The 23,837-nt window shown below is 71.7% G+C and carries 25 protein-coding genes and 1 pseudogene; 12 read left to right on the top strand and 14 right to left on the bottom strand.

Features of this window, described 5'->3' with window-relative positions:
• Window positions 1-5: 5 nt before the first annotated feature.
• The 3 genes from ACFV04_RS09710 (at window position 6) to ACFV04_RS09700 (ending at window position 3,264) form a co-directional block, all read left to right on the top strand.
• On the top strand, window positions 6-545 hold the full coding sequence (locus ACFV04_RS09710) for a transposase (protein ID WP_380528035.1): 540 nt from the start codon (window positions 6-8) through the stop codon (window positions 543-545).
• Window positions 546-636: 91 nt separating this feature from the next.
• On the top strand, window positions 637-2,127 hold the full coding sequence (locus ACFV04_RS09705) for a hypothetical protein (protein WP_380528034.1): 1,491 nt from the start codon (window positions 637-639) through the stop codon (window positions 2,125-2,127).
• A 579-nt stretch (window positions 2,128-2,706) separates the two neighbouring features.
• A complete protein-coding gene (locus ACFV04_RS09700; protein ID WP_380528031.1) occupies window positions 2,707-3,264 on the top strand; it encodes an NUDIX hydrolase in 558 nt (185 codons plus the stop codon).
• 152 nt (window positions 3,265-3,416) lie between these two features.
• On the opposite strand, the gene ACFV04_RS09695 is transcribed toward ACFV04_RS09700, so the two are convergent.
• The 13 genes from ACFV04_RS09695 to ACFV04_RS09635 form a co-directional block, all read right to left on the bottom strand.
• Window positions 3,417-4,052 carry a disulfide bond formation protein DsbA gene (locus ACFV04_RS09695; protein WP_380528029.1) on the bottom strand — a complete coding sequence of 212 codons (636 nt, stop codon included), beginning with the start codon at window positions 4,050-4,052 and terminating at the stop codon, window positions 3,417-3,419.
• Between the two features lie 51 nt (window positions 4,053-4,103).
• Window positions 4,104-4,769, bottom strand: coding sequence for a PolC-type DNA polymerase III (locus ACFV04_RS09690; RefSeq protein WP_380528026.1), 666 nt, complete (start codon window positions 4,767-4,769; stop codon window positions 4,104-4,106).
• 97 nt (window positions 4,770-4,866) lie between these two features.
• Window positions 4,867-5,796: a phosphoribosylaminoimidazolesuccinocarboxamide synthase gene (locus ACFV04_RS09685; protein ID WP_380528024.1), complete on the bottom strand. Its 930-nt coding sequence runs from the start codon at window positions 5,794-5,796 to the stop codon at window positions 4,867-4,869.
• Between the two features lie 67 nt (window positions 5,797-5,863).
• Window positions 5,864-6,583 carry an HAD family hydrolase gene (locus ACFV04_RS09680; RefSeq protein ID WP_380528021.1) on the bottom strand — a complete coding sequence of 240 codons (720 nt, stop codon included), beginning with the start codon at window positions 6,581-6,583 and terminating at the stop codon, window positions 5,864-5,866.
• Window positions 6,580-7,353, bottom strand: a complete 774-nt coding sequence (locus ACFV04_RS09675) for a dTMP kinase (RefSeq protein WP_380528019.1) — start codon at window positions 7,351-7,353, stop codon at window positions 6,580-6,582. The genes ACFV04_RS09680 and ACFV04_RS09675 overlap by 4 nt, the downstream gene beginning before the upstream one ends.
• Window positions 7,354-7,426: 73 nt before the next feature.
• Window positions 7,427-8,539 (bottom strand): DegT/DnrJ/EryC1/StrS family aminotransferase, encoded by a 1,113-nt coding sequence (locus ACFV04_RS09670; RefSeq protein ID WP_380528016.1) that lies wholly within the window; start codon window positions 8,537-8,539, stop codon window positions 7,427-7,429.
• A complete protein-coding gene (locus ACFV04_RS09665) occupies window positions 8,536-9,600 on the bottom strand; it encodes a radical SAM protein (RefSeq protein ID WP_380528014.1) in 1,065 nt (354 codons plus the stop codon). The genes ACFV04_RS09670 and ACFV04_RS09665 overlap by 4 nt, the downstream gene beginning before the upstream one ends.
• Complete coding sequence (locus ACFV04_RS09660; RefSeq protein ID WP_380528011.1) at window positions 9,590-10,315, bottom strand: thymidylate kinase; 726 nt, start codon at window positions 10,313-10,315, stop codon at window positions 9,590-9,592. The genes ACFV04_RS09665 and ACFV04_RS09660 overlap by 11 nt, the downstream gene beginning before the upstream one ends.
• On the bottom strand, window positions 10,312-11,130 hold the full coding sequence (locus ACFV04_RS09655; protein WP_380528009.1) for a class I SAM-dependent methyltransferase: 819 nt from the start codon (window positions 11,128-11,130) through the stop codon (window positions 10,312-10,314). Before ACFV04_RS09655 ends, ACFV04_RS09660 begins: the two co-directional genes overlap by 4 nt.
• Window positions 11,127-11,651, bottom strand: a complete 525-nt coding sequence (locus tag ACFV04_RS09650; RefSeq protein WP_380528007.1) for a phosphoribosyltransferase — start codon at window positions 11,649-11,651, stop codon at window positions 11,127-11,129. The genes ACFV04_RS09655 and ACFV04_RS09650 overlap by 4 nt, the downstream gene beginning before the upstream one ends.
• A 36-nt stretch (window positions 11,652-11,687) precedes the next feature.
• A complete protein-coding gene (gene folE, locus ACFV04_RS09645; RefSeq protein ID WP_380528005.1) occupies window positions 11,688-12,308 on the bottom strand; it encodes a GTP cyclohydrolase I in 621 nt (206 codons plus the stop codon).
• Window positions 12,309-12,355: 47 nt separating this feature from the next.
• Window positions 12,356-13,075, bottom strand: a complete 720-nt coding sequence (locus ACFV04_RS09640) for a 7-carboxy-7-deazaguanine synthase QueE (RefSeq protein WP_380528003.1) — start codon at window positions 13,073-13,075, stop codon at window positions 12,356-12,358.
• Window positions 13,072-13,503 carry a 6-pyruvoyl tetrahydropterin synthase family protein gene (locus tag ACFV04_RS09635; protein WP_380528001.1) on the bottom strand — a complete coding sequence of 144 codons (432 nt, stop codon included), beginning with the start codon at window positions 13,501-13,503 and terminating at the stop codon, window positions 13,072-13,074. The genes ACFV04_RS09640 and ACFV04_RS09635 overlap by 4 nt, the downstream gene beginning before the upstream one ends.
• Window positions 13,504-14,025: 522 nt before the next feature.
• Between ACFV04_RS09635 and ACFV04_RS09630 the strand changes: the two genes are divergently transcribed.
• The 8 genes and pseudogenes from ACFV04_RS09630 to ACFV04_RS09595 form a co-directional block, all read left to right on the top strand.
• Entirely contained in the window at window positions 14,026-14,940 is a 915-nt protein-coding gene (locus ACFV04_RS09630) for a hypothetical protein (protein ID WP_380527999.1), read from the top strand.
• A gap of 406 nt (window positions 14,941-15,346) precedes the next feature.
• A complete protein-coding gene (locus ACFV04_RS09625; RefSeq protein WP_380527997.1) occupies window positions 15,347-15,559 on the top strand; it encodes a hypothetical protein in 213 nt (70 codons plus the stop codon).
• 386 nt (window positions 15,560-15,945) lie between these two features.
• The gene (locus tag ACFV04_RS09620) at window positions 15,946-17,193 is read left to right on the top strand and encodes a hypothetical protein (protein ID WP_380527995.1); all 1,248 of its coding nucleotides are present in this window, start codon (window positions 15,946-15,948) and stop codon (window positions 17,191-17,193) included.
• A gap of 9 nt (window positions 17,194-17,202) precedes the next feature.
• Window positions 17,203-17,757, top strand: coding sequence for a GNAT family N-acetyltransferase (locus ACFV04_RS09615; protein WP_380527992.1), 555 nt, complete (start codon window positions 17,203-17,205; stop codon window positions 17,755-17,757).
• 73 nt (window positions 17,758-17,830) lie between these two features.
• On the top strand, window positions 17,831-18,355 hold the full coding sequence (locus ACFV04_RS09610) for a GNAT family N-acetyltransferase (protein WP_380527990.1): 525 nt from the start codon (window positions 17,831-17,833) through the stop codon (window positions 18,353-18,355).
• 92 nt (window positions 18,356-18,447) lie between these two features.
• Window positions 18,448-18,636, top strand: a complete 189-nt coding sequence (locus ACFV04_RS09605; RefSeq protein WP_380527988.1) for a hypothetical protein — start codon at window positions 18,448-18,450, stop codon at window positions 18,634-18,636.
• A 30-nt stretch (window positions 18,637-18,666) separates the two neighbouring features.
• Complete coding sequence (locus ACFV04_RS09600; RefSeq protein WP_380527985.1) at window positions 18,667-19,383, top strand: hypothetical protein; 717 nt, start codon at window positions 18,667-18,669, stop codon at window positions 19,381-19,383.
• 113 nt (window positions 19,384-19,496) lie between these two features.
• A pseudogene (locus ACFV04_RS09595) lies at window positions 19,497-20,969 on the top strand (NF041680 family putative transposase); the annotation flags it as partial.
• A gap of 551 nt (window positions 20,970-21,520) precedes the next feature.
• On the opposite strand, the gene ACFV04_RS09590 reads toward ACFV04_RS09595, so the two are convergent.
• Window positions 21,521-22,405 carry a hypothetical protein gene (locus ACFV04_RS09590; protein WP_380527983.1) on the bottom strand — a complete coding sequence of 295 codons (885 nt, stop codon included), beginning with the start codon at window positions 22,403-22,405 and terminating at the stop codon, window positions 21,521-21,523.
• A 202-nt stretch (window positions 22,406-22,607) separates the two neighbouring features.
• Between ACFV04_RS09590 and ACFV04_RS09585 the strand changes: the two genes are divergently transcribed.
• Window positions 22,608-23,792, top strand: a complete 1,185-nt coding sequence (locus ACFV04_RS09585; protein ID WP_380527981.1) for a glycosyltransferase — start codon at window positions 22,608-22,610, stop codon at window positions 23,790-23,792.
• Window positions 23,793-23,837 lie beyond the last annotated feature (45 nt).

Genomic DNA, 23,837 nt, shown 5'->3' with positions numbered 1-23,837 from the left:
TCGCGATGACGCCGCCGCGCGCCCGCACCTGGGGCCGGCGCGGGCACACGCCCGTGGTCCGGGTCCGGGGACGTTCCCGGCGCCGGATCTCGGTGGCCGCGCTGTGCTGCTACAAGCCCGGCGAGCAGAGCAGGGTGATCTATCGGCCCGGCTTCCACATGCCGCTCAAGGGAGCCCGCAAGAGCTTCGCCTGGACCGATTACCGCGACCTCGCCGTCCGGGCACACATTCAGCTCGGCGGCCCGATCGTCCTGGTCTGGGACAATCTCAACACTCACCTGGCTGTCGGCATGAAGCAGTACGTGGCGGAGCACGACTGGCTCACCGTCTTCCAACTGCCCTCATATGCACCGGACCTCAATCCGGTCGAGGGCATCTGGTCACTCCTGCGTCGCGGCCCGACGGCGAACACCGCTTTCACCGATCCGGATCATCTCACCCGCACCCTCCGACGCGGACTGCGGCACATCCAACTTCGACCCGCCCTCATAGACGGCTGCCTCACGGGGACCGGCCTTCCACTCACCCCACCGACTCCACCCTGAAAACCTCAGTAACCGGCGACCGGTACGTCCTGGGCCGTCCCGCACTTGCCGATCCCACCCGCTGACCCTCACAAGGACGTCCGACCCGACCATGCCGCTGTTCACCGAGAACCACCCCGTCCCCGACCGCGCCTACGTCAAGCGCATCCGCCGCCACGCGCCGAGCTCCCTGATTCCGCTGATCGCGGCCACCGGCGCCGCGCTGCCGCCGATGAGCGACCACGACTACCGGCGCAGCCTGGCGGCCAGCCTGTACAACCCGTGGTCGCTGCTCGACGCCGCCTCGGTGTCGCTGCTGCGCGGCAACGAGAACCGGACCAAGGCCGCTCGGGCGGGCGACCTGGAGGAGATCCTGCAGCTGTACTTCGCGCTGGACGAGCCGATGCGCCATCAGCCCTCCGGTCAGCACCTGGAGGGCTTCCTGCTGAGGATGGCCGGGCAGCAGTTCGTCTGGCAGGAGCACGAGTTCGGCGAGCTCGCGCGCCCCGTCGCCCTGCTCCAGCACACCACCGCCGCCGAGCCCGGCAAGCTGAAGGCCATCACCCCGGGCTGGGACGAGCGGCTGTTCGGCTGCCCGCTCGGCGACTACGTCGGCGTCGCCCAGCTGCTGTGGGCCGCGTCCAAGGCGCGGGCGGGGCGGTTCGACCCGCAGTGGATGGCGGGCGACCTCGGCGGTTTCACCCGGCTGACCACCCCCGAAGCCCTGGCCGAGGTGATCGACGCCCACTTCGCTACCACCACGCGGACGCTGCGAGACCAGGCGCAGGCGGCAGCCGCAGGGGTGCTGCCACTCGACCCGGCGCTGCGCCGCTTCGGCTTCAACCCGCTGCGGGCCCGGCCGGCGCTTGCCGACTTCGGGCCCGGCTACCTCCTGCCCGTTCCGGCGGCCGCGCTCGCGAAGGTGTCGCCGTTCGGGCTGTACTACTCCGGCTTCGAGGCACACCGGCAGGCCTTCGCCGACGACCTCGGCGACCTGTTCGAACAGTACGTCGGCCGCCAGCTGCGCCTGATCGACGGGGCCGTAGTCCACCCCGAGGTGGAGTACAGGGACGAGAAGAAGAACAAGGTCAAGTCGATCGACTGGTTCGTGGTTCTCCCCGACCTGGTGCTCCTGGTCGAGGTCAAGTCGGCCCGACCCACCGCCCCGCTGCGGCTCGGCCCGGTGGACTGGGCGACAGAGATCGAGGGCAAGCTTGCCAAGGCCGTCGGTCAGCTCCAGAAGTCTGCCGACCGCATCACCGGCCACCACCCGGCCTTCGCGCACATCCCCTCCGACCGCCCCATCCTCGGGACGGTTCTCACAATGGAGCCCTACCACCTGGTCAACAGCCCCGAGTTCCGCAGCGTCCTGCCGACCGCCTCGTTCCCGGTGGCTGTCGCCGCAGCCAGCGAACTGGAAGACGCCGTCACCATCACCGACACCACCATCTCGGACCTGCTGCTCACCGGGTCCCGCTCCCCCGGGGGCTGGTCGATCCGGGCCAGCCTCAACGACCGCGTCCTCGGGGAGAACCCGGTCCTGGCCCAGGCCTGGGAGGAGCTGCCGTTCTCCAAGCCCTCGCCGTCCGGCCGTCCGGCCTGACACCGCCTGCCGGGCCCGGGCATCACACGCCGTTCCCAGGCACTAGCGTTGACGGCAACGGGCGCCAGCGGACGGCCCGGGGGCTTTCCCGGCTCCAACTCGCCGGCGCCGACATGGGCCCGGCAGGCGGTCCCCTTCCGGTGAACCCGTCCCGGATTCACCCCGACGGCTTGCTCAATCGATGGGCTCCTTCACGTGCGGAGCTGGGCAGGTGGTGCTCCAACATCTCTTACAGACAACGGACTTGCGCTTCAGACAACACGTCGTGGTGAGTGCGATCGGGACTCCCTCTCAGGAGTGACAGCCGGGATCGTCCGCCAGCGGTACGGTGAGTCGGGTCGGCCGGAACGTGCAGCGGCCCACCTCCTTGGGGTGGTGCGCCCTGGTTCCGTGCCAGGCACTCGATCAGGTGAGAGCGATCCGGGCGGGCGCGTTGGTCCGTACCCGGTTTGATCAGGCTTGTAGAGTGCGGCCCTCGTACGCCACGCCCCGCTGGAGCTGATGTGCACGTGCTCGCTGCCCGTATCCGAGCAGTTGGTCGGTGGGAGTTCCTCTCCCTGGTGGGATCGGGGGTGAACCGTGGCCATCAGTGATGCCACCATCGCGGGGACGCTGTCGTCGTACCTCGAACGGTTCCCGGTCGAGGCCGAAGCGCTGGCCGAGCCGGTGCGGCTCCTTGGCAGGGGTTCCGGGTTCGCGTCCCGGCGCAGCTTCCCGATGCATGTGACGGTCGGCGCGCTCCTCGTCTGTGGTTCCGAGGTTCTGCTCATCGACCACCTTGCCTACGGGATCACGTTGCAGCCGGGCGGCCATCTTGAGCCGACCGACGCCACGTTGCCCGAGGCGGCGCTGCGTGAGCTGACGGAGGAGACCGGGATCGACGAGCGCAAGATCGTGGCGCTGTCGCCGGTGCCGGTCTACGTCGAATACGGCCTGGTGCCGGCGCGGCCCGAGAAGGACGAGCCGGAGCACTACCACCTGGACTTTGGGTACGCCTTCTCGACTGAGCGCGCCGAGATCGGGCTCATCCAGGAGTCGGAGGTGACCGGCGCGGCCTGGTACTCGGTGGACCTGGCCGTGAGGCTGGTCGGCGAGCGCATCGCTCGGGCGGTCGGCGTACCGGCCCAGGTTCTCTGAGTCGGGGGTGACGTTCCGGCGCCCTGGCCGTGCCCGGTTCCGCGGAGTGGCCCGTGGTGCGGTGCGGAGGGCTGCAAGCGGCCGTGCACACCGTCGCTCGGCGGCGTCCGCTGTCTGGCGCCGGGGCGGCGGAGGGTTCGCTGCGGCCTCACTCACTCGAAGATCGGTTTGGAGTCCCGGGTCCGCTTGAGTTCGAAGAAGCCGTCCGTTGCCGCAACCAGGGCCAGGCCGTCCCAGAGCTTCCCGGCGGCCTCACCACGGGGAGCTTTGCGGAGTACGGGGCCGAACAGGGCGGTGCCGGCGATGCGGACGACGGGGGTGCCGACGTCGAGGCCGACCTCGTCGAATGCCTCGTGGTGGGAGGCGATGATGAGCGGGTCGAAGTCGGTGCTGGTGGCGGCTGCGGCCAGGGCGGCGGGAAGGTTCGTCTCGGCGAGCGCTTCGGGGATCACGGTGGGGTCATTGCGGCGGCGCTGGTTGTGCAGCCGGGTGCCGATGGCGGTGTACAGCGGGCCGAGGATCGCGGGGCTGGCGTGCTCGGCGGCGGCGGCGCACACCCGCACCGGGCCCCAGGCGCTCTCCATCAGTGCCCGGTAGTCGTCGCTGAGGTCCTTGCCCTCGCGCTGGACCAGGTTGAGGTAGGCCAGCGACATGATCCGCCAGTCGGCGCGGACCGTGCGGACCTTCTCGACTTCCAGAAGCCAGCGCGAGGTGACCCACGCCCACGGGCACAGCGGGTCGAACCAGAAGGGCACCTCGACGCGGGGCTGCTCCTCGTCGTGCGGCATCGGTGAGCACCGTCCTTTCTCAAGTCGGTCGTTCGGGTGGCGTGTCTGGGGTCAGGCGTCGACGTCGAACAGCCCCGCCTGGACCGGCTGGTTGGCCTTGGCGGTGCGCCCGGCGGTCTTGAACAGGGCCGCGAGGCTGTCCAGGCGCGGGTCGCGGTCGGCGGCGGCGATGAGGTGGAGGAAGAGCTGCGCGGTGACGTCGACGTCGGCGGGCGCCCGGTGGCGGTCAGGCGGGTGCGGGATGCCGAAGTGCACCATGAGCGTGTCGAGCTTGTAGTTCGGCAGGCCGGGGGCGAGGTGCTTGGCCAGCGGGATGGTGTCGATGAGGTTGGTGCGGGCCAGCGTCGGGCAGTGCTCGGCCTGGTGGTGGATGACGTTCGCCTCGGTGGCGGCGTGCTGGGCCACCAGCAGGTAGGGGGTGCCGGGGGTGAGGCGGCGGTCCAGCGCGCCGAGGGCCTTGGCCGGAGTGGGGGCGTTGGCGAGCTGCTCGGCGGTCAGGCCGGTCTGGGCGGTGTCGGCGGGAGTAACCGGCGCGAACGCGGGCGGCCGGATCAGGGACGTGCTGCGGCCGGTCAACGTCCAGGCGCCGTCGTGCAGGCGCAGGGCGAGCGCCGCGACCTCGATGGGCTGGGCCGGATGGCCGGAGGGGGTCGTCGTCTCGAAGTCGATGACCACGAACGTCGTCGCCCGGAAGCCCGAATCGTCGGTCAGAGCCATGTGTTCACCAATCCCTCGACTTCCTCGGCTGGTGTCTGCCAAGCAGGGTCCCGCACCGGAACTAGCATGCCGCCGCGATCGCCAGTCCAGTTCCCGATCACTCGTCGGTGAGAACGAGGACGGCCCGGGTCGCGGCAGCCAGGCCGGGCGCGCTCCATCGGCGCTCGCCTGTCCAGGTCTCGCACAGGGCCTGGTACAGGTCTGTCATCACGGGGACGAAGGCGGGCGGCAGGGATGCGGGCCGGGGCCACCGGTTGCGGGGGACGCCGTCGGCGATCAGCCGGCCGACCGGGACCTCGTTGCCGGAGCGCACATACCAGTCGCGCAGGATCTGCTTGCCGCAATGCACACCGTCGAACATCAGGCGGCTCTCGTCCGGCGTGCCGGGGCTGTCGGCGAGCACGAGTTCCTGATCGCCTGTTACCAGGTACTCAACCTTGCCGTCGCAGTGGTTCAGCCCAACGCTGGTCGCGTGGTCGGTCAGCACGGTGTTGACGGTGGCGGTGGTCTCGCGCAGGGTGCGGAAGAGGAGGTCGTCGAGACCGGAGAGGTACTGGGCGTCGGCGGGGGTGAGGAAGCGGTTGACCGGCTCGCGGGTCGTCGCGTACTCGATGGTCGGCCGCGGGAGCCGCTCGCCGACGGCGGGAACCGTGTCGAGGCCGATGTCGGCAGGGCTCAGGTCGCCGGAGGCCAGCCGGCGGTGGACGGAGCTCCCGGGAGGGAGCTCGTTGCGGAAGAGGACCTGTAGCGGCAGGAGGTAGTTGCCCAACTGCGGGGTGGGCGGGTGGTCGAGCGTCTCCGGGAGGCGGGCGAGGGTGACCTCGATCCGATTCGGGGCGCTCTGGCGGCGGAAGTGCGTGCGCACGCCGGCCGCCTCCAGCAGCTCGAAGTTGAAGACCACCATGCGGCAGGCGGCTTCGCCCTTGCCGGGGATCGAGTCGGGCATCGGGCCGTGGTGGAAGACGCTGTAGTGGTCGGTGTACTCGAACTCGCCGACGCCTTCGCTCGTGGCGGTCGGCCGTCGCAAGACGGTCAGATTCTTAGTCGAGTGCAGGACAGGCATGGTGCTCCTTGGGACGGACGGCGTGGTGCCATCACCGGATCGGGTCGTGGGCCGGGAGCGGTCCTGCTGCGTCGGTGGACCGGGAGACGCAGTCCCAGAGCCCCGCCGGGGCGCTGCTCACCGGGGCCAGGTGAGCCCTGGCCATGGTGAGCACCTGCATGCCCGCCGCGCGGGCGGCGGCGACCCCGTCAGGCGCGTCGTCGACCGCCAGGCAGCGCCCCGGCGCGATACCCAGCTGGCGGGCGGCGGTGAGGAATAGTTCCGGGTCCGGCTTGCCGCGGACGGCGTCCTCGCGCGCGACGACGGCCTCGAACGCGCCGCGCAAGCCCAGCGCGTCGAGTCCTGGGCCGACGAGTTGCCTGCTGGCGCCGGAGGCTACGGCGCACGGCAGGCCGGCGGCCCGCGCCCGCCGCAGGAGTTCCGCGGTGCACGCGATGGGCATGATCGTGTGGACCTCGGCCAGCAGGTGGGCGCGGCTGCGCGCGATGACCTCGTCGTGGGGCAGCGGCCGGCCGCCGGGCAGCACCGCCAGCAGGTCGCAGATGGACAGCCCGATGTGCTGGGCATACCAGGTGGGGTCGAGAACGACGCCGTAGGGCTTCAGGGCGGCGCGCAGCGCGTCCTCATGTCCTTGCCGGGTGTCGGCGAGGGTGCCGTCGAAGTCGAGAATCAGGGCGCCGGTGCCCTTGTCGAGCGCGGGCACGCAGCCGCACCCGCCCGGGCAGGTCGGCTCCTGGCTCCCCGTGCTCATGCCACGGCCGCTGTGGCGGCACGCCGGTGGCAGCACAGGCATGCGGCGGCGGTGCCCTGCCAGGGCTCGGGCAGGCATTCCAGGTCGCCGCCGGCGTCACGGATCCAGGTGCGGATCCGGTCGGCTGCTTCGTACTCGTCGACGTGGCGGCGGTCCACGACCCGGTAGCGGACGGGATCGGTGGCGGCGAGACGTTCGAAGAGATCGGACGCCTCGCGCATGAACCGGGCCTGCTCGTCGGTGAAGACGCACCGGTCGCGCCGCTGGGCGCGGGCGAGTGCTTCGCAGGGGTCGTCGGTGACGAGGATGGTGAGGTCGGGCAGCGGCCGCCAGGAGGCGGCGAGTTCCAGCAGGTCCGTCGCGGTGCGCAGGGCGGCGTCCGGGTCGTCGGGGTGTAGGAGCAGGGCCTGGCACACGGCGGTGGTGTCCACGCTGCGGCCTTCGACGACAGCCCGGCCGCGGGCCAGGTCGGGCAGGACGGTGTCCAGGTCGTGCCGCTTGATGGCCATCAGGAGCAGGGCCTCGGTCATCGGAGTGCCGCCGCGCAGGAACGGGTCGCCGATGCTGGCCTGGCGCAGCGCGCTCAGCAGCGCCTCGCCGAGGCCGGGGCGGCCGTCGGCGCGCTGGGAGAACTCGTCGAGCATCACCGGCTTGTCGTCGAGGGTCTCGACGGCGCGGTTGGTGAGGTAGGTCTTGCCGACGCCGTTGAGGCCCTCGGCGGAGATCAGCGGGCCTCGGCGGCAACGCCCTCGTTGCGGTGTGGTGTTCATGCTGCGGTGTCCCATCGGGGATGGCGGGCCCGCCGCGGCGGGTGCGGCGGCGGGCCCTGGCTTCGGGGTGCGGTCAGCCGCTCCATGTGGCGCTGGCGCTGGTGATGGCGGCGGCGTAGCGGTCGAGGACCTCTTCGTCGTCGCGGTCGGTGAGGACGACGGCCAGGGTGCGCTCCAGGATCTGGGCGGCGCCGCGGCAAGGCGGCTGGGCGCCGGCGGTGAACATGGGGCGCGTGTCGCACGGGATCAGGTGGAAGGTGCCGGTGGAGTTCGGCACCCCGTGCCGGGCGAGGTGTTCGGCGAACGCGCGCGGGCGCGGCAGGCCGATCGTCAGGAGCGGGGAGTAGTGGTTCCACGTCTCGTCGGTGGCTGGCCGGATCGGGGTGAGGCCGCGGGCGCCGGCCAGGGCCTCCAGCAGGTACGTGCTCTGGGCGCGGCGGCGCTCCAACAGGGCCGAGAGGCGGTGCAGGTTGGCGTGGGCGAGTGCAGCGAGGGGCTCGGCCAGGCGGGCGTTGACCGCGAGCTGCTGCTGGGGGCGGTGGCCTGGCGGCGGCGTGAGCCAGTGCCCGCGAAAGGCCCTGGCCCGGGCGGCGAGGCCGGCATCGTCGGTCAGGACGAAGCCGCCCTCCCCGCTCCAGAGGATCTTGCCGTCCTTCATGCTGAAGCACCCGGCCATGCCGCCGGTGCCGGCCGCGATGCCGGCGCGCGAGGTCCCGGCGGCCTGGGCGGCGTCCTCCACCACGGCCAGGCCGAAGCGGGAAGCGAAGGAGGCCAGGGCCGCCGGGTCGCCCATCCGCCCCCACAGGTGCACCGGGACGATCGCCCTGGTCTTGTCCGTGACCTTGGCGGCGGCGTCCGCGTAGTTCACATCGAGCGTGGCGGGGTCGCTGTCGACGAACACCGGCCTGGCGCCGAGCTGGACGACGGGCGCGGCGGTCATGACGACGGTGAGCGCCGGCACCAGGACCTCGTCGCCCGGCTGGACGCCGGCCGCGAACAGCGCGGCGTGCAGCGCCGCCGTCCCGGAGTTCACCGCGATCGCGTACCGGGTGCCGAGCGCGCCGGTCACGTCGCGTTCGAAGGCTTCGGCGCGGGCGGCGCGGGCCGGGTCGGGCATGTCGGCCAGCGTCGCCAGCACCCCGACGCCCAGGGAGTCCGCCGCCGGCAGCGGGGGCAGGTCGCTCATGTCCCCGCCCGGCCCAGGAGACGGGGCATGCCGAGCACGAGTGGCCCCATGTTGACGCAGTCCCGGGAGAAGTGGGAGCAGTCCGTGCACGCGGGGCGGCCGGAGAACAGGGTCCGCGCGTCGGTGCCGACGATCGAGCGCCGCGCCGCTGGCGGCATCGCGGCGATCCGCCGGTCGGAGGGGCAGTCCCATACCGAGCCGTCGGGCTGGATGAAGAACAGCTGCGCCCCGCCGAAGCAGCGCTCGATGCGGCCGCTGTCCTGGGTGGTGATCGATTCGAGGAACTGCTGGACGTAGGCGGGCCCGGGCAGGGTGAGGCCGCCGGGGTCCTGCTGGAGGTGCAGCAGCTGCTCTTCGACCGAGGGGACGTCGGCGGCGGTGTGGCATCGTTCGGCGAAGAGCTTGTGGTCGCGGGGCAGGGAGATGGGCTGCGGGACGTAGTAGTCGACGCCGATCTCGGCGGCGAGGCGGGCGACGTCGGTGATCTCCTGGGGGCGCTCGCGGATGACGACGGTGTAGATCCCGACGCGCGGGCCCGCACCGTCGCCCCGCTCGCCCAGGAGGGTGCGGATGCCGGCCAGGACCTCGCGGTGGCCGACGCGGCCCGAGCGGGAGGGCCGCAGATCGTCGTTGACGGCCGCGTCCGCGCTGTCGAGGGACACCGAGACGCCGTCGACGCCGAGTTCGACAAGCCTGCGGGCGATGCCGGGCCGGGTGAGGGGCACGCCGTTGGTGGCGATGACGACCTCGCACCCGGCTTCCTTGATCGTCTTGATCACACTGAGGGTGGGCAGCCAGTCCAGCGGCTCGCCGCCCGCGAGGACGACCCGCTCGACCGGCGAGTCGGCCAGACTGCGCGCGAACGCCTCCAGGAAGGTGCGGTCGAGGTCGCGCACGGGGATGTGAGAGAGCAGGCCCACCTCCTTGGGCGGTCCCTGCTTGTCCGGATCCAGCTCGCCGAAGTAGCAGTGCGGGCAGCCGAAGGAGCACGGGGAACGCAGAGCCCACAGCAGGGTGATGTCGCGCTCCCGCGGCTGCCGGGTCTCGGTGTCAGGCCACACGGGCGGCCTCCCGGTGGGCTCCGGCGGCGCGGACGGCGTCCTCGACGGCCTTCGCGGCTTCCTCGGGGCCGCACCCGCTCACGTCGATCAGCGTGTACCGGTCGGGCTCGGCGGCGGCGAGCTGCCGGTAGAGCCGGCCGGTGTGCTCGATCACGGCCCGGGCGTCGGGCGGGACGGCACGGCCGATGCGTTCGGCGAAGCGGGCCGTGCACACCTCGCTGTCGCCGACCAGCAGCACGGTGGCATCGGGCATCGGCCGCCATCGGCGGGCGGTGGTCAGGATCCGCTCGGCGATCGCCACGGCGGGCGTGGCGGCGTGCTCGGCGTGCAGGATCGCCGCCTGGCACACAGCCACGCTGTCCACGCCGCGGTCCTCCAGGACGAGCTCCACGCCGTCCGGCTGTGCGGCGGCCAGGCGCTCGGACTCGCGGAACTTCAGCGCGAGCAGCGCCAGCGTCTCCGCGACCGGGTGCCCGGTGCGCAGGCACACGTCGCCGGTCGCGGCGAGGGCGGCGATGACCTGGCCGGGCAGGGAGTCGGCCCGCTGGTCGGTCAGCTCCTCCAGGTGCAGGCACCGCGGGCCGAGCGCCGCGGCCACCGCGCGCACCGCGGTAGTCTTCCCGACCCCGTTGACGCCTTCGACGCTCACCCACAGGGGCCGGGGCACCCCGCCGGGGGCGCTGCGGCGGGGGCGGGGGAGGGCGGCGGTGCTCACGCCGGCCTCCGGCACACGAACAGCAGCTCCGTCGCCCGGTTGGCCACGGACACGGACGACACCGTGTCCAGCAGCGCCGTCGGCACCCGGGCGGCCAGGTGGCGGTACCAGTCGACCGCGCCGCTGCCGAAGCGCTCTTCGAGCTCGGCGGCGACCTCGTCGGCGGAGGGCGGCAGCAGCCCCATCACGTCCTCGACGACCAGGCCGGCGTCCGCGACGGCGCGCTCGACCTCCTCGCGCGACCACTCGTAGACGTGGACCCGGTACTGCAGCGGGCGCGGCGGCGGCCCGAACGCCTGCGGCGTGGACAGGTACAGCACGCCGCCGCCGGCGAGCGCGGCGCCGGTGGCGGCCAGGCTCTTGACGCCGAGTTCGTAGGGCAGGTGCTCCAACGCCGAGGTGTAGATCGCGACGTCGAACGGCGGCAGCTCCGGCCACGACTCGGAGACGTCGCACTGGAGGAAGTCGATGGGGAACGCCGTGCCGTAGTGCCTGCGCAGGGTCTCCAGCCGGGTGCGGGCCTCGTCGAGGTTGTCCGGGCTGATGTCGAGGCCGACGTAGCGGGCGATGTTCGGGGCGTAGCGGTGCAGCAGCGGCAGGGCCAGGCCGCGCCCGCAGCACACGTCCAGGACGTTGGCGCCCTCCGGGCACCGCTCGGCGGCGATGAGGTGCTGCATCAGGTTCATCAGCCCCGACGGCTTCGCCTCGCCGTTGGCGAGCGCGCCGTAGAAGTCGTCCATCTGGTTGGTGCTGTACACGCCGATCATCGGGGTGCCGGGCCGGGTGCGGTGCTGCTCGGTCAGTTCGGGGGTCATGCGGTTCCCTCCCAGGGGAAGACGATCCAGGTGTCGTAGAGGGCGGCGATGTGGTCGACGGCGTCTCCGGGCGGGGCTTCCTGCTCCCAGTTGGCCCGGTTCACGGCGAGGACTGCGGTGCGCACGCGGGCGGCGCCGAGGTCGCGGAGCATGTCCGCGGTGTGGGCGAGGGTGACGCCGGAGCCGGCGATGTCGTCGACGAGGAGCACGTCCAGACCCTGCAAGTCGCCGAGCGAGGCGGGGTTGCGGACGTCCGGCAGCGGGGTCTTTGCCGCGTTGACGCCGTCTCCGGTGGTGCGGACGACCTCGACGGCGCGCACGTCGCGGAGCCCGAGGCGGTGGGCGAGCCACACGGCCGGGACCATGCCCCCGCGCATGATGCCCACCACGGCCTGCGGCAGCCCGTCGGCGATCACCCGCTCGGCGAGCACCTGCACGGCGGAGCCTATGTCGTCCCAGGTCAGGTGGAGGGGGGTGGGTGGGGCGGCGTCGCGCGCGGGCGCCGTCGGTGGCGTGGCCATCGGATACACCTCCTTGGTAGGTGGGCGGCCGGCCGATCAGGCCGCGCGGCCCCGGGCGGCGGTGGTGAGAAATTGCTGGCTGAGCACGGGGTCGCTCCCGAAGCGCCCCCGGATGCGCACGGTCGTGGTGCGGGCGGCCTCCATCCGCACGCCGCGCATGCTCATGCACAGGTGCAGGCCCTCGACGTACACGGCGATGTCCTCGCTACCGACCACCGCGGCGAGGTGGTCGGCGACCTGCGCGGTGAAGCGCTCCTGGACCTGGAGCCGGCCGGCGTAGTACTGCGCGATCCGGCCGAACTTCGACAGGCCGACCACCTCCTCGCCCGGCACGTAGGCAGCGGCGACCCTGAGGTTCATCGGCAGCAGGTGGTGCTCGCACAGTGACCAGACGCTGACGCCGTCCACGAGGATCATCTGGCCCTCCAGGTACGGCTCGGGGAAGCACGCCGCGTTCGCAGGCTCGGGCGACAGGAAGGAGGACCACCAGGCGGCGACCCGCTTCGGGGTGTCGAGCAGGCCTTCGCGGGCGGGGTCTTCGCCGAGCGCGACCAGGAGATCGGAGACCAGGGACTCGACGCGGGCGGTGTCGACCCTCGCCCCGGGCAGGGCCGGTCCGAGGGTGGTCGGGCTGTCGGCGAGGTCGGTACTCGTCATAGTGCGTCCTCATCTCGGAACGGGGCGGTGGTGCACAGGCGGGCGGCTCAGCGGCCGCTGGCGTTCTCGAACGCGAGGGTGTGCAGGCGGGTGGTCAGACACCACCGGCTCGCGGCGACCTGGTCAGCGATGGCGCGGGTCGTCGCGATGACGGCCTCCGCGGTCGTGCCCTCCGGCATCACCCACACCGGGGCGAGCCGGTGTTCCTCGACGAGGTCGGCGATCCGGCCGAGGTCGGCCGGCCCCGTGGCGACGAACTTGAACGCCGCCCTGCCGCTGGCGGCGAACGCGGCCAGCGCCTCCGGGACGATGCTGCGGCTCTCGTCCGCGCCGAAGCTCTCCAGCTTCGGCGAGACGTTGAACCGGACGCCGTCGACCAGCAGCCCGGCATGTGGCGCGAGGGTGCCGTTGGTCTCGAATTCGATCCGCCGGCCGACCGCGAGCAGCTCGCGCACCAGGGGCAGCAGCCGCCGCTGCTGGATCAGCGGCTCACCGCCGGTGATCACGACCAGCTCGACCGGCGAGGACAGCGCCCACCGCACCAGCTCCGCCACCTTCACCCAAGCGGACACCTCGGCCGGCTTGTACTGGCTCCAGTCCCACGTCTGCTTGGTGTCGCAGCCCGTGCAGGTCAGGTTGCAGCGCGAGAGACGGATGAACAGGGCCGGCTGGCCGCAACTGGGCCCCTCGCCCTGGAAGGTGGGCACCTCGACGCCGAAGCGCTCGGCCACCAGCACCTCGTCACCGTGCCGGGTCTGCCCGCTCATGGGGCGGCCACCTCGAAGCGGGCCCAGCTGCTCGCGGTCTCGCGGACCCGGATGGCGGCCAGGCGCGCCGGGATTCCCGGCTGGACGTGCTGGATGAACCAGCCGGCCAGGTACTGGGCGAGGCGTTCGGACGTCGGCTCCACAGGCAGGACCTCGTGGAGGTTGCGGTGGTCCAACTCGCCGTCCAGGAAGGCCTTGAACGGCTTGAGGTCGGCGAAGTCGGTGACGAAGCCCGGATCGACGAGCTCGTCTGCGGACGCGGCCAGCTCGACCTCGACGGTGTAGCTGTGCCCGTGCTGCCGGGAGCACTGGTGCTCGGGCGGCAGCCCCGTCAGCCGGTGGCCGGCCTCAAAGGTGAACGACTTGCCGATGCGGAATTTACCGGACGGCATTTCGACGGCAGGCAGGGCGGTGGACAGGACCATCATCTCCTCGGGACGGGCGGCAGTGGGCCGCGTGGAACAGCGCTCGGGAAGGCCGAGCCGTTCGGACCGGGCAGGGCGCGCCGGTCGTGGTCCGGCCGGTGAGCAGCCCTCGGCAATCGCTCACGGGTTCGGCGTTCAATCTGGCGGAGCACAATCTGACACCCGATCAGGTGGATTGGGCAGGGCAAGTTAGGTGGGCAAGTTACGGGCACCGAGTAGGCTCATTGCCCTTCGCGGACGTCCAGGTGAGGGGGCAGGACGATGGAGAACACGGCCTTACAGCAGGCCAGGCGCCTACGGGGCTGGACCCAGGAGCTGGTGGCCGCCCGTGTACAGGACTGGTGCCGAGAGCAAGGGCTGGATCCCGGGAGCTTTGACGCCACCACCGTCAGCCGCCTTGAATGCGGTCGCATCAGATGGCCGAGGGATGAGGTTCGGCAGGCGCTTCGGGCGGTCTTCAAAGTCGAGACCAACGCGGAGCTCGGCCTCGTCAGCACACGTCGGCCGCGCACTCAGACCCGTGAGGTGAGTCCGACGCAACGCCGAACCTTCCTGTCGCTCGGCGCAGCGGCCGTCCTGCCCGAGACCATCCCGGCTCCGAGCCGGCTCGGAGCCGACGACGTGCACGGCATCGCTCGCCACACCGCCGCGCTGGAGGAGTGGGATCGCCGCTCCGGCGGCCGCACGACCCGGCACTTTGCGGGCCTGGAACTGCGGCGGGCAGTCGACCTCGGCTCCGCCTCGATGATGCCGTCCGTCCGCACCGCGTGGAGCGGCGCGGTGGCGCGGCTGGCCGGGCTGTACGCCTGGACCAGCTTTGACGCCGGGGAGAGCGGCGCCGCGAACGCGTTCGACCTGGCCCTCGACGCCGCCCGGGAAGCCGACGACGCCCTGGCGTACTGCCACATCGCGACCAATGCCGCCCGGCAGGCCGTCCACGAGGGCGCCGCCGAGCGGGCGTTGGCGCTCACCGCGTCCGCCGTCGGCCCGCACCCGCCCGCCGTACTGGCGATGGTCTCCGCCGTCACCGCGCAGGCACTCGCGCTCCAGGGCAACATCCGCGGCGTGATGCGCTCCGTCGCCGCGGCCGAAGACCACGCCTCCCGCGCCGACGACAGCGCGCGGGAGGACTGGCTGCAGACGCTGACGCCGGCCAAGCTGCGTTCCGATCTCGGGTACGCCCTGTACCGGCTGTCGGTCACCACCGGCCACCTCGCGCCCGACCTCGTTCCCCAACTGCGGCGCACAGCAGGCGTTTCCGAGACGTCCCAGCCCCGGGCTAGGGCGATGGGCGCGGCGCGCCTGGCCACCGTCCTGTTCCGGCAGGGCGACGTGGACGAGGCCCGCCACCATGCCGCGGTCGCCGTCGGTCTGGCCTCCGCGGTGGGGTCGGCCCGGCTCGACTCCGCCATCACCGAGATGTGCGCCGCGGCCGCGTGAGGCGGCAAGGGGAGCAGAACGACGCGCCGTTGGGTGTTGGGCATCGGTCCTCCTGATCATGGAACGGCGCCGGAATCCAGAACAGGGCTCGGCAGCACTGGAGTGAGCAGCAGCGGTGTGCGCGAGCCCGGCGACAGCGCTGGACAGCCGAATTGCGGTCCGGTGAGCACGTCCGTGGAGCCAGGACGAGGCGGCCCTGGCCGTCCTGGCCGACGCCGCCCACAGAGCGAGCACGGCGGGCAGGTAGAGGCCCATAGCCAGATCGGCGGCCACCGTGCGGTCGACGTAGGTCTTCTGGATCACGACGGCGGTTCCACCGTCGTCCTGACGGTAGGTTCGTCGGAGCGATGACCGCGTCGAGCGTGAAGCCGCCGACCAGGTGCGCGGCAGTGAGGTGGCTGGAGCGATGCCAGGGCACGGGCAGCCGGTCGAGCGCGTGCTCCAGCGGGTGGCGGGCGGCGAGCCTGCCGCGGTGGCGGCAGGCGGGGGCACCCTGCTCACCGAGCAGCGCAAGCAGGGTGTCGACCAAGGTCGTCTTGCCGGACCCGTCGAGGCCGTCGACCAGCAGGCGCAGCGGGCGGCGGTCGGTGTCGTCGGCGGAACTGGCTCGAAATCCTGAGTGATGTGGGCATGCCAGTCCCTTCTCGGGAAAGGTGAGGCGGGGAGCGACTGCTGAGGCGGCCGGGTCCGGATGCGACCGTGGGCCCGGCGTCCTCATCCGGGGTGGAGCGCACGAGGTCTGACGAGGACTCGCCAGCAGTACGGGTTTCCCGGACTGCGGTGGATCCAGGTAACCGGTGGCGGTGGCGATGAGGCGATGTCAGACGGCTGGAAATTTGGATGAAAAACGCGGTGTCATCCGAATTTCCAGTACGGCGACTCTGTCGCGGAGAGTGCCCGCATCGCTACCGTCTGGGTGTAGGCACGGTGCTCGTGGACTCCGAGGGGGCGGTCGTGGGCCAACCGAACAGCACGTTCCGCAGGCTCCGCGAGGTCGAGTGGGACATGAGCAGGAGGGAGGCCGCCGAGTTCCTGGTGTCCGAATCGGTCAAGCTCGGTGACCCGGTCCTCCTGGTAACCCGGACGATCGCGACCTGGGAGGACGGCGACTCCGCCTGGCCGCAGGCCCGGTACCGCCGGCTTCTGCACCGGGTGACCGACCGCACGGCGGAGGAGCTCGGCTTTACACGTCCCGGCCGCCGGGCAAGAACGAAGGCGACGCCGGACGCCGATGAACGACGCACCGATGGAGAGGACGACATGCGCCGACGCAGCATCCTCCTGGGCGCCGGGGCGGCCGTGCTCGCCGTCACCGTCCCGGATCCCGGCACCTCCCGTCCGGCCGTGGGCCGCGACCACCTCGACGAGCTCGCGCGGACCGAGCAGGAGCTGTACGCCGAGGACCGCGACCACGGCTCCGCCGACCTCGCCGGGCGGGCCGCCACCGCGCTCCAGACCGCCCACACCTGGCTCGCGGACGGCCGCTACAGCGAAAAACTGGGCCGTCAGCTCCACACCGCCACGGGCATGCTCTCGGTGGCCGCCGGCTGGCTCGCCCTCGACGCCGAACGCCCTTCCGACGCCCGCTCCCTCTACACCGAGGCCCTCGCCAGCGCCCGCCAAGCCGACGACCCGGGCCTTGAGGCCCACGCCTGGGCCTGCCTGTCCCTGCTGGCCCACGCCACAGGCCGGCCCCGAGAGGCTGTCACCAACGCCCAGGTGGCACAGCGAGCGGCCGCAGGGCTCGGCTCGCCCCGCTGGATGTCCCTGCTCGCAATGCGCGAGGCCCGCGGATGGGCCCTCCAAGGTGACCGGCCGCTCACCGAGCAGGCGCTGGTTCGGGCCTACGACCTCTACGCCAAGGGACCCCGCGACTGCGACCCGGACTGGCTCGCCTTCTTCGTGCCCGCCGAACTGGCCGGACTGGAGTCCCTGTGCCGGGCCGACCTCGGGCAGCACGACCGCGCCGCAGCCGGCGCCGAGCAGGCCGTGATGCTCTTCGCCGACGGCCACCCGCGCAACCGCGCCCTGTACACCGCCGACATCGCCGCCCACCACGCCCGTAAGGCCAAGCCGGACCTCGACGCCGCCGTCGACGCAGCCCACCGCACGCTGACCTACCTGCCCGACGTCCGCTCCGGGCGCCTCGTCCGCTCGCTACGCGACCTCGCCAGCACCCTGCGCGCGCACCGGACGGTGCCGTGCGTCGCCCACTACCTGGACGCCCACCGCGCCGTCGTCCCCGCAGCCTGAGAGGCCCCTATGAACACCCCTGACACGCCGCTCGTCGTCCGGCGCTATGGTCCCAGCGACGCCGCCATCCTGCTCGACACGCTGGCCGACGTCTGGGCCGAGGCCCACGCCGGCCACGACGACGTCGCCCGCGCCGGGTTCACTCCCGAGTCCCTGCGCCGCCAGATCAGCGGACACGCACGGCACGAGGATTTCACCCTCATCGCCGCCTTCGCGGCCGGGCAGATCGTCGGTTTCAGCTACGGCTTCCGCTGCTCCCCCGCCTACTGGTACGGCGAACAGCTCTTGCCCGCCATCACCCCCGAGGCCCGCGACACCGACTCCCTCGCCGGCATCTGCGAACTCGCCGTCCGCCCCAGCTGGCAGGGCCAAGGCGTCGGCACCCGCCTCCACATCGCGCTGCTGGAGGCGCTGCGCACCGAATGGGTGTCACTGCTCGCGATGCCGGGCAACGACCCTGCCCGTCGGCTCTACGATCGCCTGGGTTACCAGTACGCCGGACCCTACCGCCCCCGCCCGGACGGACCCGTGCTCGACCTCCTCCTGCTCCGGGCACCCGCGTGACCGGCGCCGTCCCGGACCGAGCAGGTATCGGCCCGACATCTCGGAGCATCAACCACCCCCCGCGGGGAGCAGCATGACCGCCGACCCGAAGTGGATCCACCCCCACTGGCCGACCGAACTCCCCACCCCTCGGCTGTTGCTGCGCCCGGTGGAGACCGCGGACTCCCCACTGCTCCGTACCTTGTGGACCGACCCGACAGTCCGGCACTTCCTGGGCGGCCCCGTTCCTGCTGACCGCCTCGACCGGCGCCTGGCCGCCGCCGCGAACCAGCGCGGCCACTTCACCGTCGTCCTCACGGAGGGCGGCCAGGCGGTGGGCCGGGTGACGCTCGACCCAGACCACCGTGCCGCAGGCCGGGCCGAGATCTCGTACGAGTTCCTCCCCGCCTACGCAGGCCGGGGGTATGCGTCAGAGGCTGTGGGAACCGCGCTCACCTGGGGCACTCAGGCGGCCCCCGGCCATCAGCTGATCGCGGTCACCCAGGCCGCGAACATCCGCTCCCGACGGCTGCTGGAGAAACTCGGCCTCCTCGCCACCGAGCACCTCGTCGAGTACGGCCAGAGCCAGGTCCTCTACACCCTCACACCTTCCATGTGACCCTCCCCCGGTAGCTCCCCAGAAGCAGCTGGCCGGCTGCCGAACATCCGAACAGACCAATCCCCCGAGCGCCCGCTCACAGTTGACCAACCGTGACCACTTCCATCACCACTCCGCCGCCGGTCCGCCGCGACCCGAACCTCGCTCTCGTACAGGCATCCACCGCAGCTGCGGCCACCTGGATCGGCGAACTCGCCGAGCGCCTGCCGCTGCGCCACGCGGACTCCTACCGAGACCTGGCAGAGGCGATCCGCGAAGTCGGGGAACGCCTCAGCTTGTGATTTATCCACTTGTCTTCTTCAGTGGAACGGGTGATCGAGCTGATCTTCCTACGGAAGACTGTGTGCGTGACGCTTCCTACTTCGCTTGCCGCTGCTGAGGAAATCCATGATCACCTCATTGATCAGCTCAACCTCGCCCTGCGCCGGCCTGGGATGTACGGGGGCGAGGTGGCTTTCCGGATCCTGATTGACCACCTGCTGTTCGTCGAGCGCCAGCCCGAGGCGTGGAACCAGCTGAAGCAGAGTTGGGAAGAGCGGGGGCTCTGGACCCCCATCGGCCCCAGCGGGGCCTTCCAGGACGACTTCCCCGCGCAGGCTGACTGCTCCGAAGTTGCATCGGTGTACGCGGAGTTCGCGCAGCGACGCGGCTGGCTCAAGCCCGATCGAGTTCTCACAACGGAGGAGTACGAGGCCGTCACAGACCGAGTCCGGGGGTGGGCCGCAGTTGACCGCACCTGGGCTGACGTGACGGCGGAGTTCGGCCCTCCCTCTGTGGTGTTCGGAGGGAACAATCCCCTGTACGGGAAGACGCTCGGCTACCTCTCGGAGGATCCGCAGCAGCCGATGGTGGTCTTCCACCTATGGAACGGCAGCGAACCGGCGGCCGAACCGTGGCCGCCCGAGCATGCGCAACCGTTGCTCCTCGCAGTGCGGTTCGGCGCCGGCTCGTTCCGCGGATCGTTGACCTTCACCCCCGAGGGCGATCGGAGAAGGCCGACGGCCGAGGATCCTTGCCTGCCGCAGTAGCGGTCCGACAGCGAGCACAGATCACCCACACGGGGATTTCCAGGACAGCGGACCCGGCCCCGCATGATTCTGGACCTCCAAGAGGTTCAGGGCTCGACGCGAAGGCCGTGCTGGTGACCGTGGTGGAACAGGGCGCGCAGTGCGAGCCGTTCGCGGAACTGTCACGCTTCCGGGGGGTCTTCTACGACTGCCTGACCGGTCGGCGTGACGCGCTGTTCGAGCTCACCGACGCGGTGCTGTGCACCGACGGGCCGGTGAAGACCCTGGTCGGCCTGGCGCTGGCTCCTGAGTACCGGCGCGGCCACGGCGCCCTCTATGGTGCGCTGAACCGGGGCCGCCTGGACGTCGAACGGCTGCGGGCCGAGCTGGCCGGGCTGCCGCTGCCCCGCGCCGCCGACGGCCGCCTCGTGCTCGCTGCGGACGTCTCGCCGTGGCTGCGGCCCGACGCCGCCACCAGCGACGCCCGATCGTTCTGCCACACCTACGGCCGCGGCGACGCCAAGCACCAGATGATCCCAGGCTGGCCCTACTCATGGGTCGTCGCCCTGGAATCGGGCCGGACCTCGTGGGTCGCCCCGCTGGACGCGGTGCGGCTGCGGCCCGGCGATGACCTGGCTGCCGTCACCGCCGCACAGCTGCGTGACCTGGTCGAGCGCCTGGTCGCCGCCGGCCAGTGGAGCCCGGGCGAACCGCCGGTGTTGATCGTGGCCGACGCCGGCTACGACGTGATGCGGCTGGCCTACCTGCTACGCGACCTGCCCGTGGAGATTCTGGGACGTCTGCGCTCGGACCGGGTGATGCGCCGCCCGGCACCGACCCGTGCGGAGTTCGCTCTGGCCAACCCGGCCGGCGGGCGGCCGCCCAAGCACGGTGGCGAGTTCATCTTCAAGGGCAGCCGGACCTGGGGCGCCCCGGATGCGGAGACGAAGTCCGAGACCACCCGCTACGGCACCGCGCATGCCCAGAGCTGGGACAGGCTCCATCCGGAGCTGCAAGGGCGCGCCGCCTGGCGGGATCACCCTGGCCAGCTCCCGGTCATCGAGGGCACCGTCATCCGCCTCCAGGTCGACCACCTGCCCAGCGGCGGCGACCCCAAGCCGCTGTGGCTGTGGTGGTCACGGCCCGCAGCCGACTCTGTGAAGACCGATCTGGCCTGGCAGGCCTTCTTGCGCAGGTTCGACATCGAGCACTTCTTCAGGATGATCAAGCAGACACTCGGCTGGACCACTCCGAGACTGCGGGAAGCCGAAGCGGCGGACCGCTGGACCTGGCTGATCGTCACCGCCTACACCCAGCTCCGCCTCGCCCGCTCTCTGGCAACCGACTTGCGACGGCCGTGGGAGAAGCCGGCCGAACCGAACAGGCTCACCCCCGCCCGGGTGCGGCGCGGGTTCCGACACCTGCACGGCAGAACCTCAACTCCCGCCGCAGTGCCGAAACCCTCCCGGCCCGGCCCAGGTCGCCCGCCCGGCTCGAAGAATCGCCGTCCCGCGAACCGCTACGAGGTGGGCCTGCTCCTGGCCACCGGCGAGGCCTACCGCCAACCGGCTCACCACAAGGTCGGCACCAAACCACGCCGCACCGGAGCTGCGCTACGCCTTGTCAGCGGGCCTGGTGACCGGCAACCCCTACGCCGACGGCCGGCCGCTGCTGGCGCCCGGGGAGCGGGTCACGCTCGCGGCGGTGTGCGCGCTGGTCGCCGCGATGCCCGTCAAGGTGCTGACCGACCCGGCGCGCGAGCTGCCCGAACTGTGCGCGGTCATCGACAACGCCCTGGCCCTGGCCGCGCAGGCGACGCCGACGGTCCTGGCCGGCCGGTGACACCGCTCCTGCCCGCCCGGCGCCCGGGTTCACGCGGGTGCGGGCGGGCAGGGGGAGGGTACGGGCGAGCGGCGACACAGGAGCCGGCCGTCCCGGTCGGCGAGGCCGAGACACGGCGGCTGACCGGCGCGCTGCCCGAGTCGGTGGAGCAGGTGCGCACCGCCGTCCTGGTGCTGACCGAGCGGGTGCGCTCCACTCACCTCGGCGACCGACAGCCACGCCGCGGGGCGCCGCCGAGCGGCTCGTCGACCGCCGCCGCCTCGCGGGAGTTCATGTGTACCGCTCCTTGCCTCGGCCTTCTGCCAGCACACAGGAATCAGCAGTCATACCGGTGGATCGTGGGCCAGTCGGGGCAGGCACGGCAGACGAAGACGTAGACACCACCGGCGTCACCCATGACCATCCCGTGGCTGCCGCCCTGCCGGGCATCGGACACCTCCCAGCCGGAGCCTGGACTCGTCCGCTCCTCGACCGGCAGCCATCGGCCGCACGACTCGCTCGCCGAGATCGTCAGGAGGTGCTCCATCCGTCCGCCGCAGACGCACTCGGGCCACCTCGGCTCCTGGGTCCAGCCCGGATAACCGCCGACCTTGCTCTGCCTGGTGGTGAACGCGTCGAAGTAGGAGATGCCCGTGGCCTCCTCAACCTCATCGCTCCACTCCCCGACGCGCTTGACCAGATCGTCCGGCAGGTCCCAATTCGGGTACTCAACGGCCTCAGTCGGGTGAACAGCGCAAGGCCGAGGCACGTACTCGTCATCGAACTCGTACGGCTTCGGCGCCTCCCCCCGCAGCTGCCCGGACGCGGCTTCCGCGGCGGACCGCCAACGCAAGGCAGGCACAGGCGACCACTGGTCGTACTCGGAGTGGACCAGCGGGCACCAGAGCACCTGGAGCACATCGGTCCCAGCCGGAAATGCCAGCGCTGGAACATCCTTGGCAAAGAGTTGAACCACGGAGACCATGGCCACGGGCTCCGGCCCGACCACCGCGCATCCGCGCGCAGGGTTGTAGTGGTCCGGCGCGGCACACGTCGGCCACGGCTCGTCAGCCGGCCACAACAGCGCTCCACCAAGCGAGCTCTCCCACCGACCCGGGGCACCTGCACGCGGGTACAGCAGAGTGGTGGACCGGGCATGCGGAACCAGGTCCGGGAAATGGTCCGCAATATCGAGGGGCGGCGGCGGAACGGTGAAACTCATCAGGCCTCCAAATCGCCGCATGGTAGCGCGGGCCACAGACACCACCTGGCGAGGAACCAGCCCGGGGCGACCTCTGAGCAAGACAGCCAACGCTCGGGCGTCTCGTTGGAGTGAAGTATCCGATCTGCACGTGGAGTTCGGCGTTGAAGTGTCCTGCTATCGTCCGCTCTGTTCCGCCACCCAAGACGTTGGGAGTCTTCCTGTGAGTAGCGATGCCGTCGACCGTCTTCCGCAGCGGGCTTTGCGGCTCGTCGTTACTGGAGGAGGAACCGGCGGTCACACCTATCCGGCGCTGACTGCGGTCCGCACGGCGCGGGCGAGGCTCGCCTCTGTCGGCCGGGCGCTGGACGTCCTGTGGGTAGGCACGGCGGACAGCCTGGAGTCCAGGGTGGCGGCGGGCGAGGGCATCGAGTTCGCCGCGGTTGCCACGGGGAAGATCCGACGCCACCGGAACCCGCTCAAGATGGTCTCTCCCGCGAATGTGCGGGACATGGCGCGGGTCCCGCTCGGGGTCGTGCAGGCCCGCGCCGTGGTCTCCCGCTTCGACCCCGACGTGGTGCTGGCCACGGGCGGTTACGTTGCCGTGCCGGTGGGCATCGCCGCTTCGCTGTGTCGTCGCCCGCTCGTCGTCCACGAGCAGACGGTGCGCCTGGGCCTGGCCAACCGGACGCTCGCGGGACGGGCTGCCCGCATCGCGGTGTCCTCCGAGTCCACCGTCCCGCTGCTGCCGGAGGCGTCCCGGGGGAGCGCGGTCGTCACCGGCAACCCGGTGCGGCCCGAGGTGCTGACCGGTGATGGGGACAAGGCGATCCAGGCGCTCGGGCTGCACGGATTCCGCCGCGATCTGCCGACTGTGTACGTCACCGGTGGCGCGCAGGGCTCGGAGCAGATCAACAACCTGGTGGCGGACGTTCTGCCGTGGCTGCTGGCTGGTGCCAACGTGATCCACCAGTGCGGTCCGGCTAACGTGGATGCTCTGCGGGCCCGTTCAGCGGGCCTTCCCGCAGACGCCGCAGCCCGCTACCTGCTGACCGGGTTCGTCGGCGCCGAACTGCCTGACGTCCTGGCGCTGGCCGATGTCGTGGTCTCCCGCAGCGGCGCTGGAACGATCGCGGAGCTGGCCGCTCTCGGCAAGGCCGCGGTTCTCATCCCGCTCGCGAGTTCGGCCGGAAACGAGCAGGCCCACAACGCAGGTCACTTGCAGGACGCCGGCGCAGCGATCGCTCTGCTGGGGGATGTGACCGCTGATCGGCTCCGGGAGGCGGTGGGCCCGCTCGTGGTCGACGCCGAGCGTCGCGCGGCCATGGCGGAGCGGGCGCGCGCTCACGGCCGGCCGGACGCTGCCGACCGGCTCGTGGACGTGCTCTTCTCCGCCGTCGCGCACTGACAGGCGGCCACGGAGCAGGGCCCGGGGCACGGATGCGCCTCGAGC

The sequence above is a fragment of the Kitasatospora sp. NPDC059599 genome, from assembly GCF_042735125.1.
Lineage (GTDB): Bacteria > Actinomycetota > Actinomycetes > Streptomycetales > Streptomycetaceae > Kitasatospora.
The sequence above is the reverse complement of the archived record's forward strand: the minus strand, read 5'-3'. Positions and strand labels throughout refer to the sequence as shown.

Coding starts and splice junctions, on each gene's coding strand:
- ACFV04_RS09640 (WP_380528003.1), bottom strand. CDS start 13,075: ATGAGCGGGCAGACCCGGCACGGTGACGAGGTGCTGGTGGCCGAGCGC.
- ACFV04_RS09690 (WP_380528026.1), bottom strand. CDS start 4,769: ATGGCTCTGACCGACGATTCGGGCTTCCGGGCGACGACGTTCGTGGTC.
- ACFV04_RS09610 (WP_380527990.1), top strand. CDS start 17,831: ATGACCGCCGACCCGAAGTGGATCCACCCCCACTGGCCGACCGAACTC.
- ACFV04_RS09680 (WP_380528021.1), bottom strand. CDS start 6,583: ATGAGCACGGGGAGCCAGGAGCCGACCTGCCCGGGCGGGTGCGGCTGC.
- folE (WP_380528005.1), bottom strand. CDS start 12,308: ATGACGAGTACCGACCTCGCCGACAGCCCGACCACCCTCGGACCGGCC.
- ACFV04_RS09675 (WP_380528019.1), bottom strand. CDS start 7,353: ATGAACACCACACCGCAACGAGGGCGTTGCCGCCGAGGCCCGCTGATC.
- ACFV04_RS09670 (WP_380528016.1), bottom strand. CDS start 8,539: ATGAGCGACCTGCCCCCGCTGCCGGCGGCGGACTCCCTGGGCGTCGGG.
- ACFV04_RS09590 (WP_380527983.1), bottom strand. CDS start 22,405: ATGAGTTTCACCGTTCCGCCGCCGCCCCTCGATATTGCGGACCATTTC.
- ACFV04_RS09650 (WP_380528007.1), bottom strand. CDS start 11,651: ATGGCCACGCCACCGACGGCGCCCGCGCGCGACGCCGCCCCACCCACC.
- ACFV04_RS09655 (WP_380528009.1), bottom strand. CDS start 11,130: ATGACCCCCGAACTGACCGAGCAGCACCGCACCCGGCCCGGCACCCCG.
- ACFV04_RS09705 (WP_380528034.1), top strand. CDS start 637: ATGCCGCTGTTCACCGAGAACCACCCCGTCCCCGACCGCGCCTACGTC.
- ACFV04_RS09620 (WP_380527995.1), top strand. CDS start 15,946: ATGAGCAGGAGGGAGGCCGCCGAGTTCCTGGTGTCCGAATCGGTCAAG.
- ACFV04_RS09695 (WP_380528029.1), bottom strand. CDS start 4,052: ATGCCGCACGACGAGGAGCAGCCCCGCGTCGAGGTGCCCTTCTGGTTC.
- ACFV04_RS09710 (WP_380528035.1), top strand. CDS start 6: ATGACGCCGCCGCGCGCCCGCACCTGGGGCCGGCGCGGGCACACGCCC.
- ACFV04_RS09615 (WP_380527992.1), top strand. CDS start 17,203: ATGAACACCCCTGACACGCCGCTCGTCGTCCGGCGCTATGGTCCCAGC.
- ACFV04_RS09635 (WP_380528001.1), bottom strand. CDS start 13,503: ATGATGGTCCTGTCCACCGCCCTGCCTGCCGTCGAAATGCCGTCCGGT.
- ACFV04_RS09625 (WP_380527997.1), top strand. CDS start 15,347: ATGCCAGGGCACGGGCAGCCGGTCGAGCGCGTGCTCCAGCGGGTGGCG.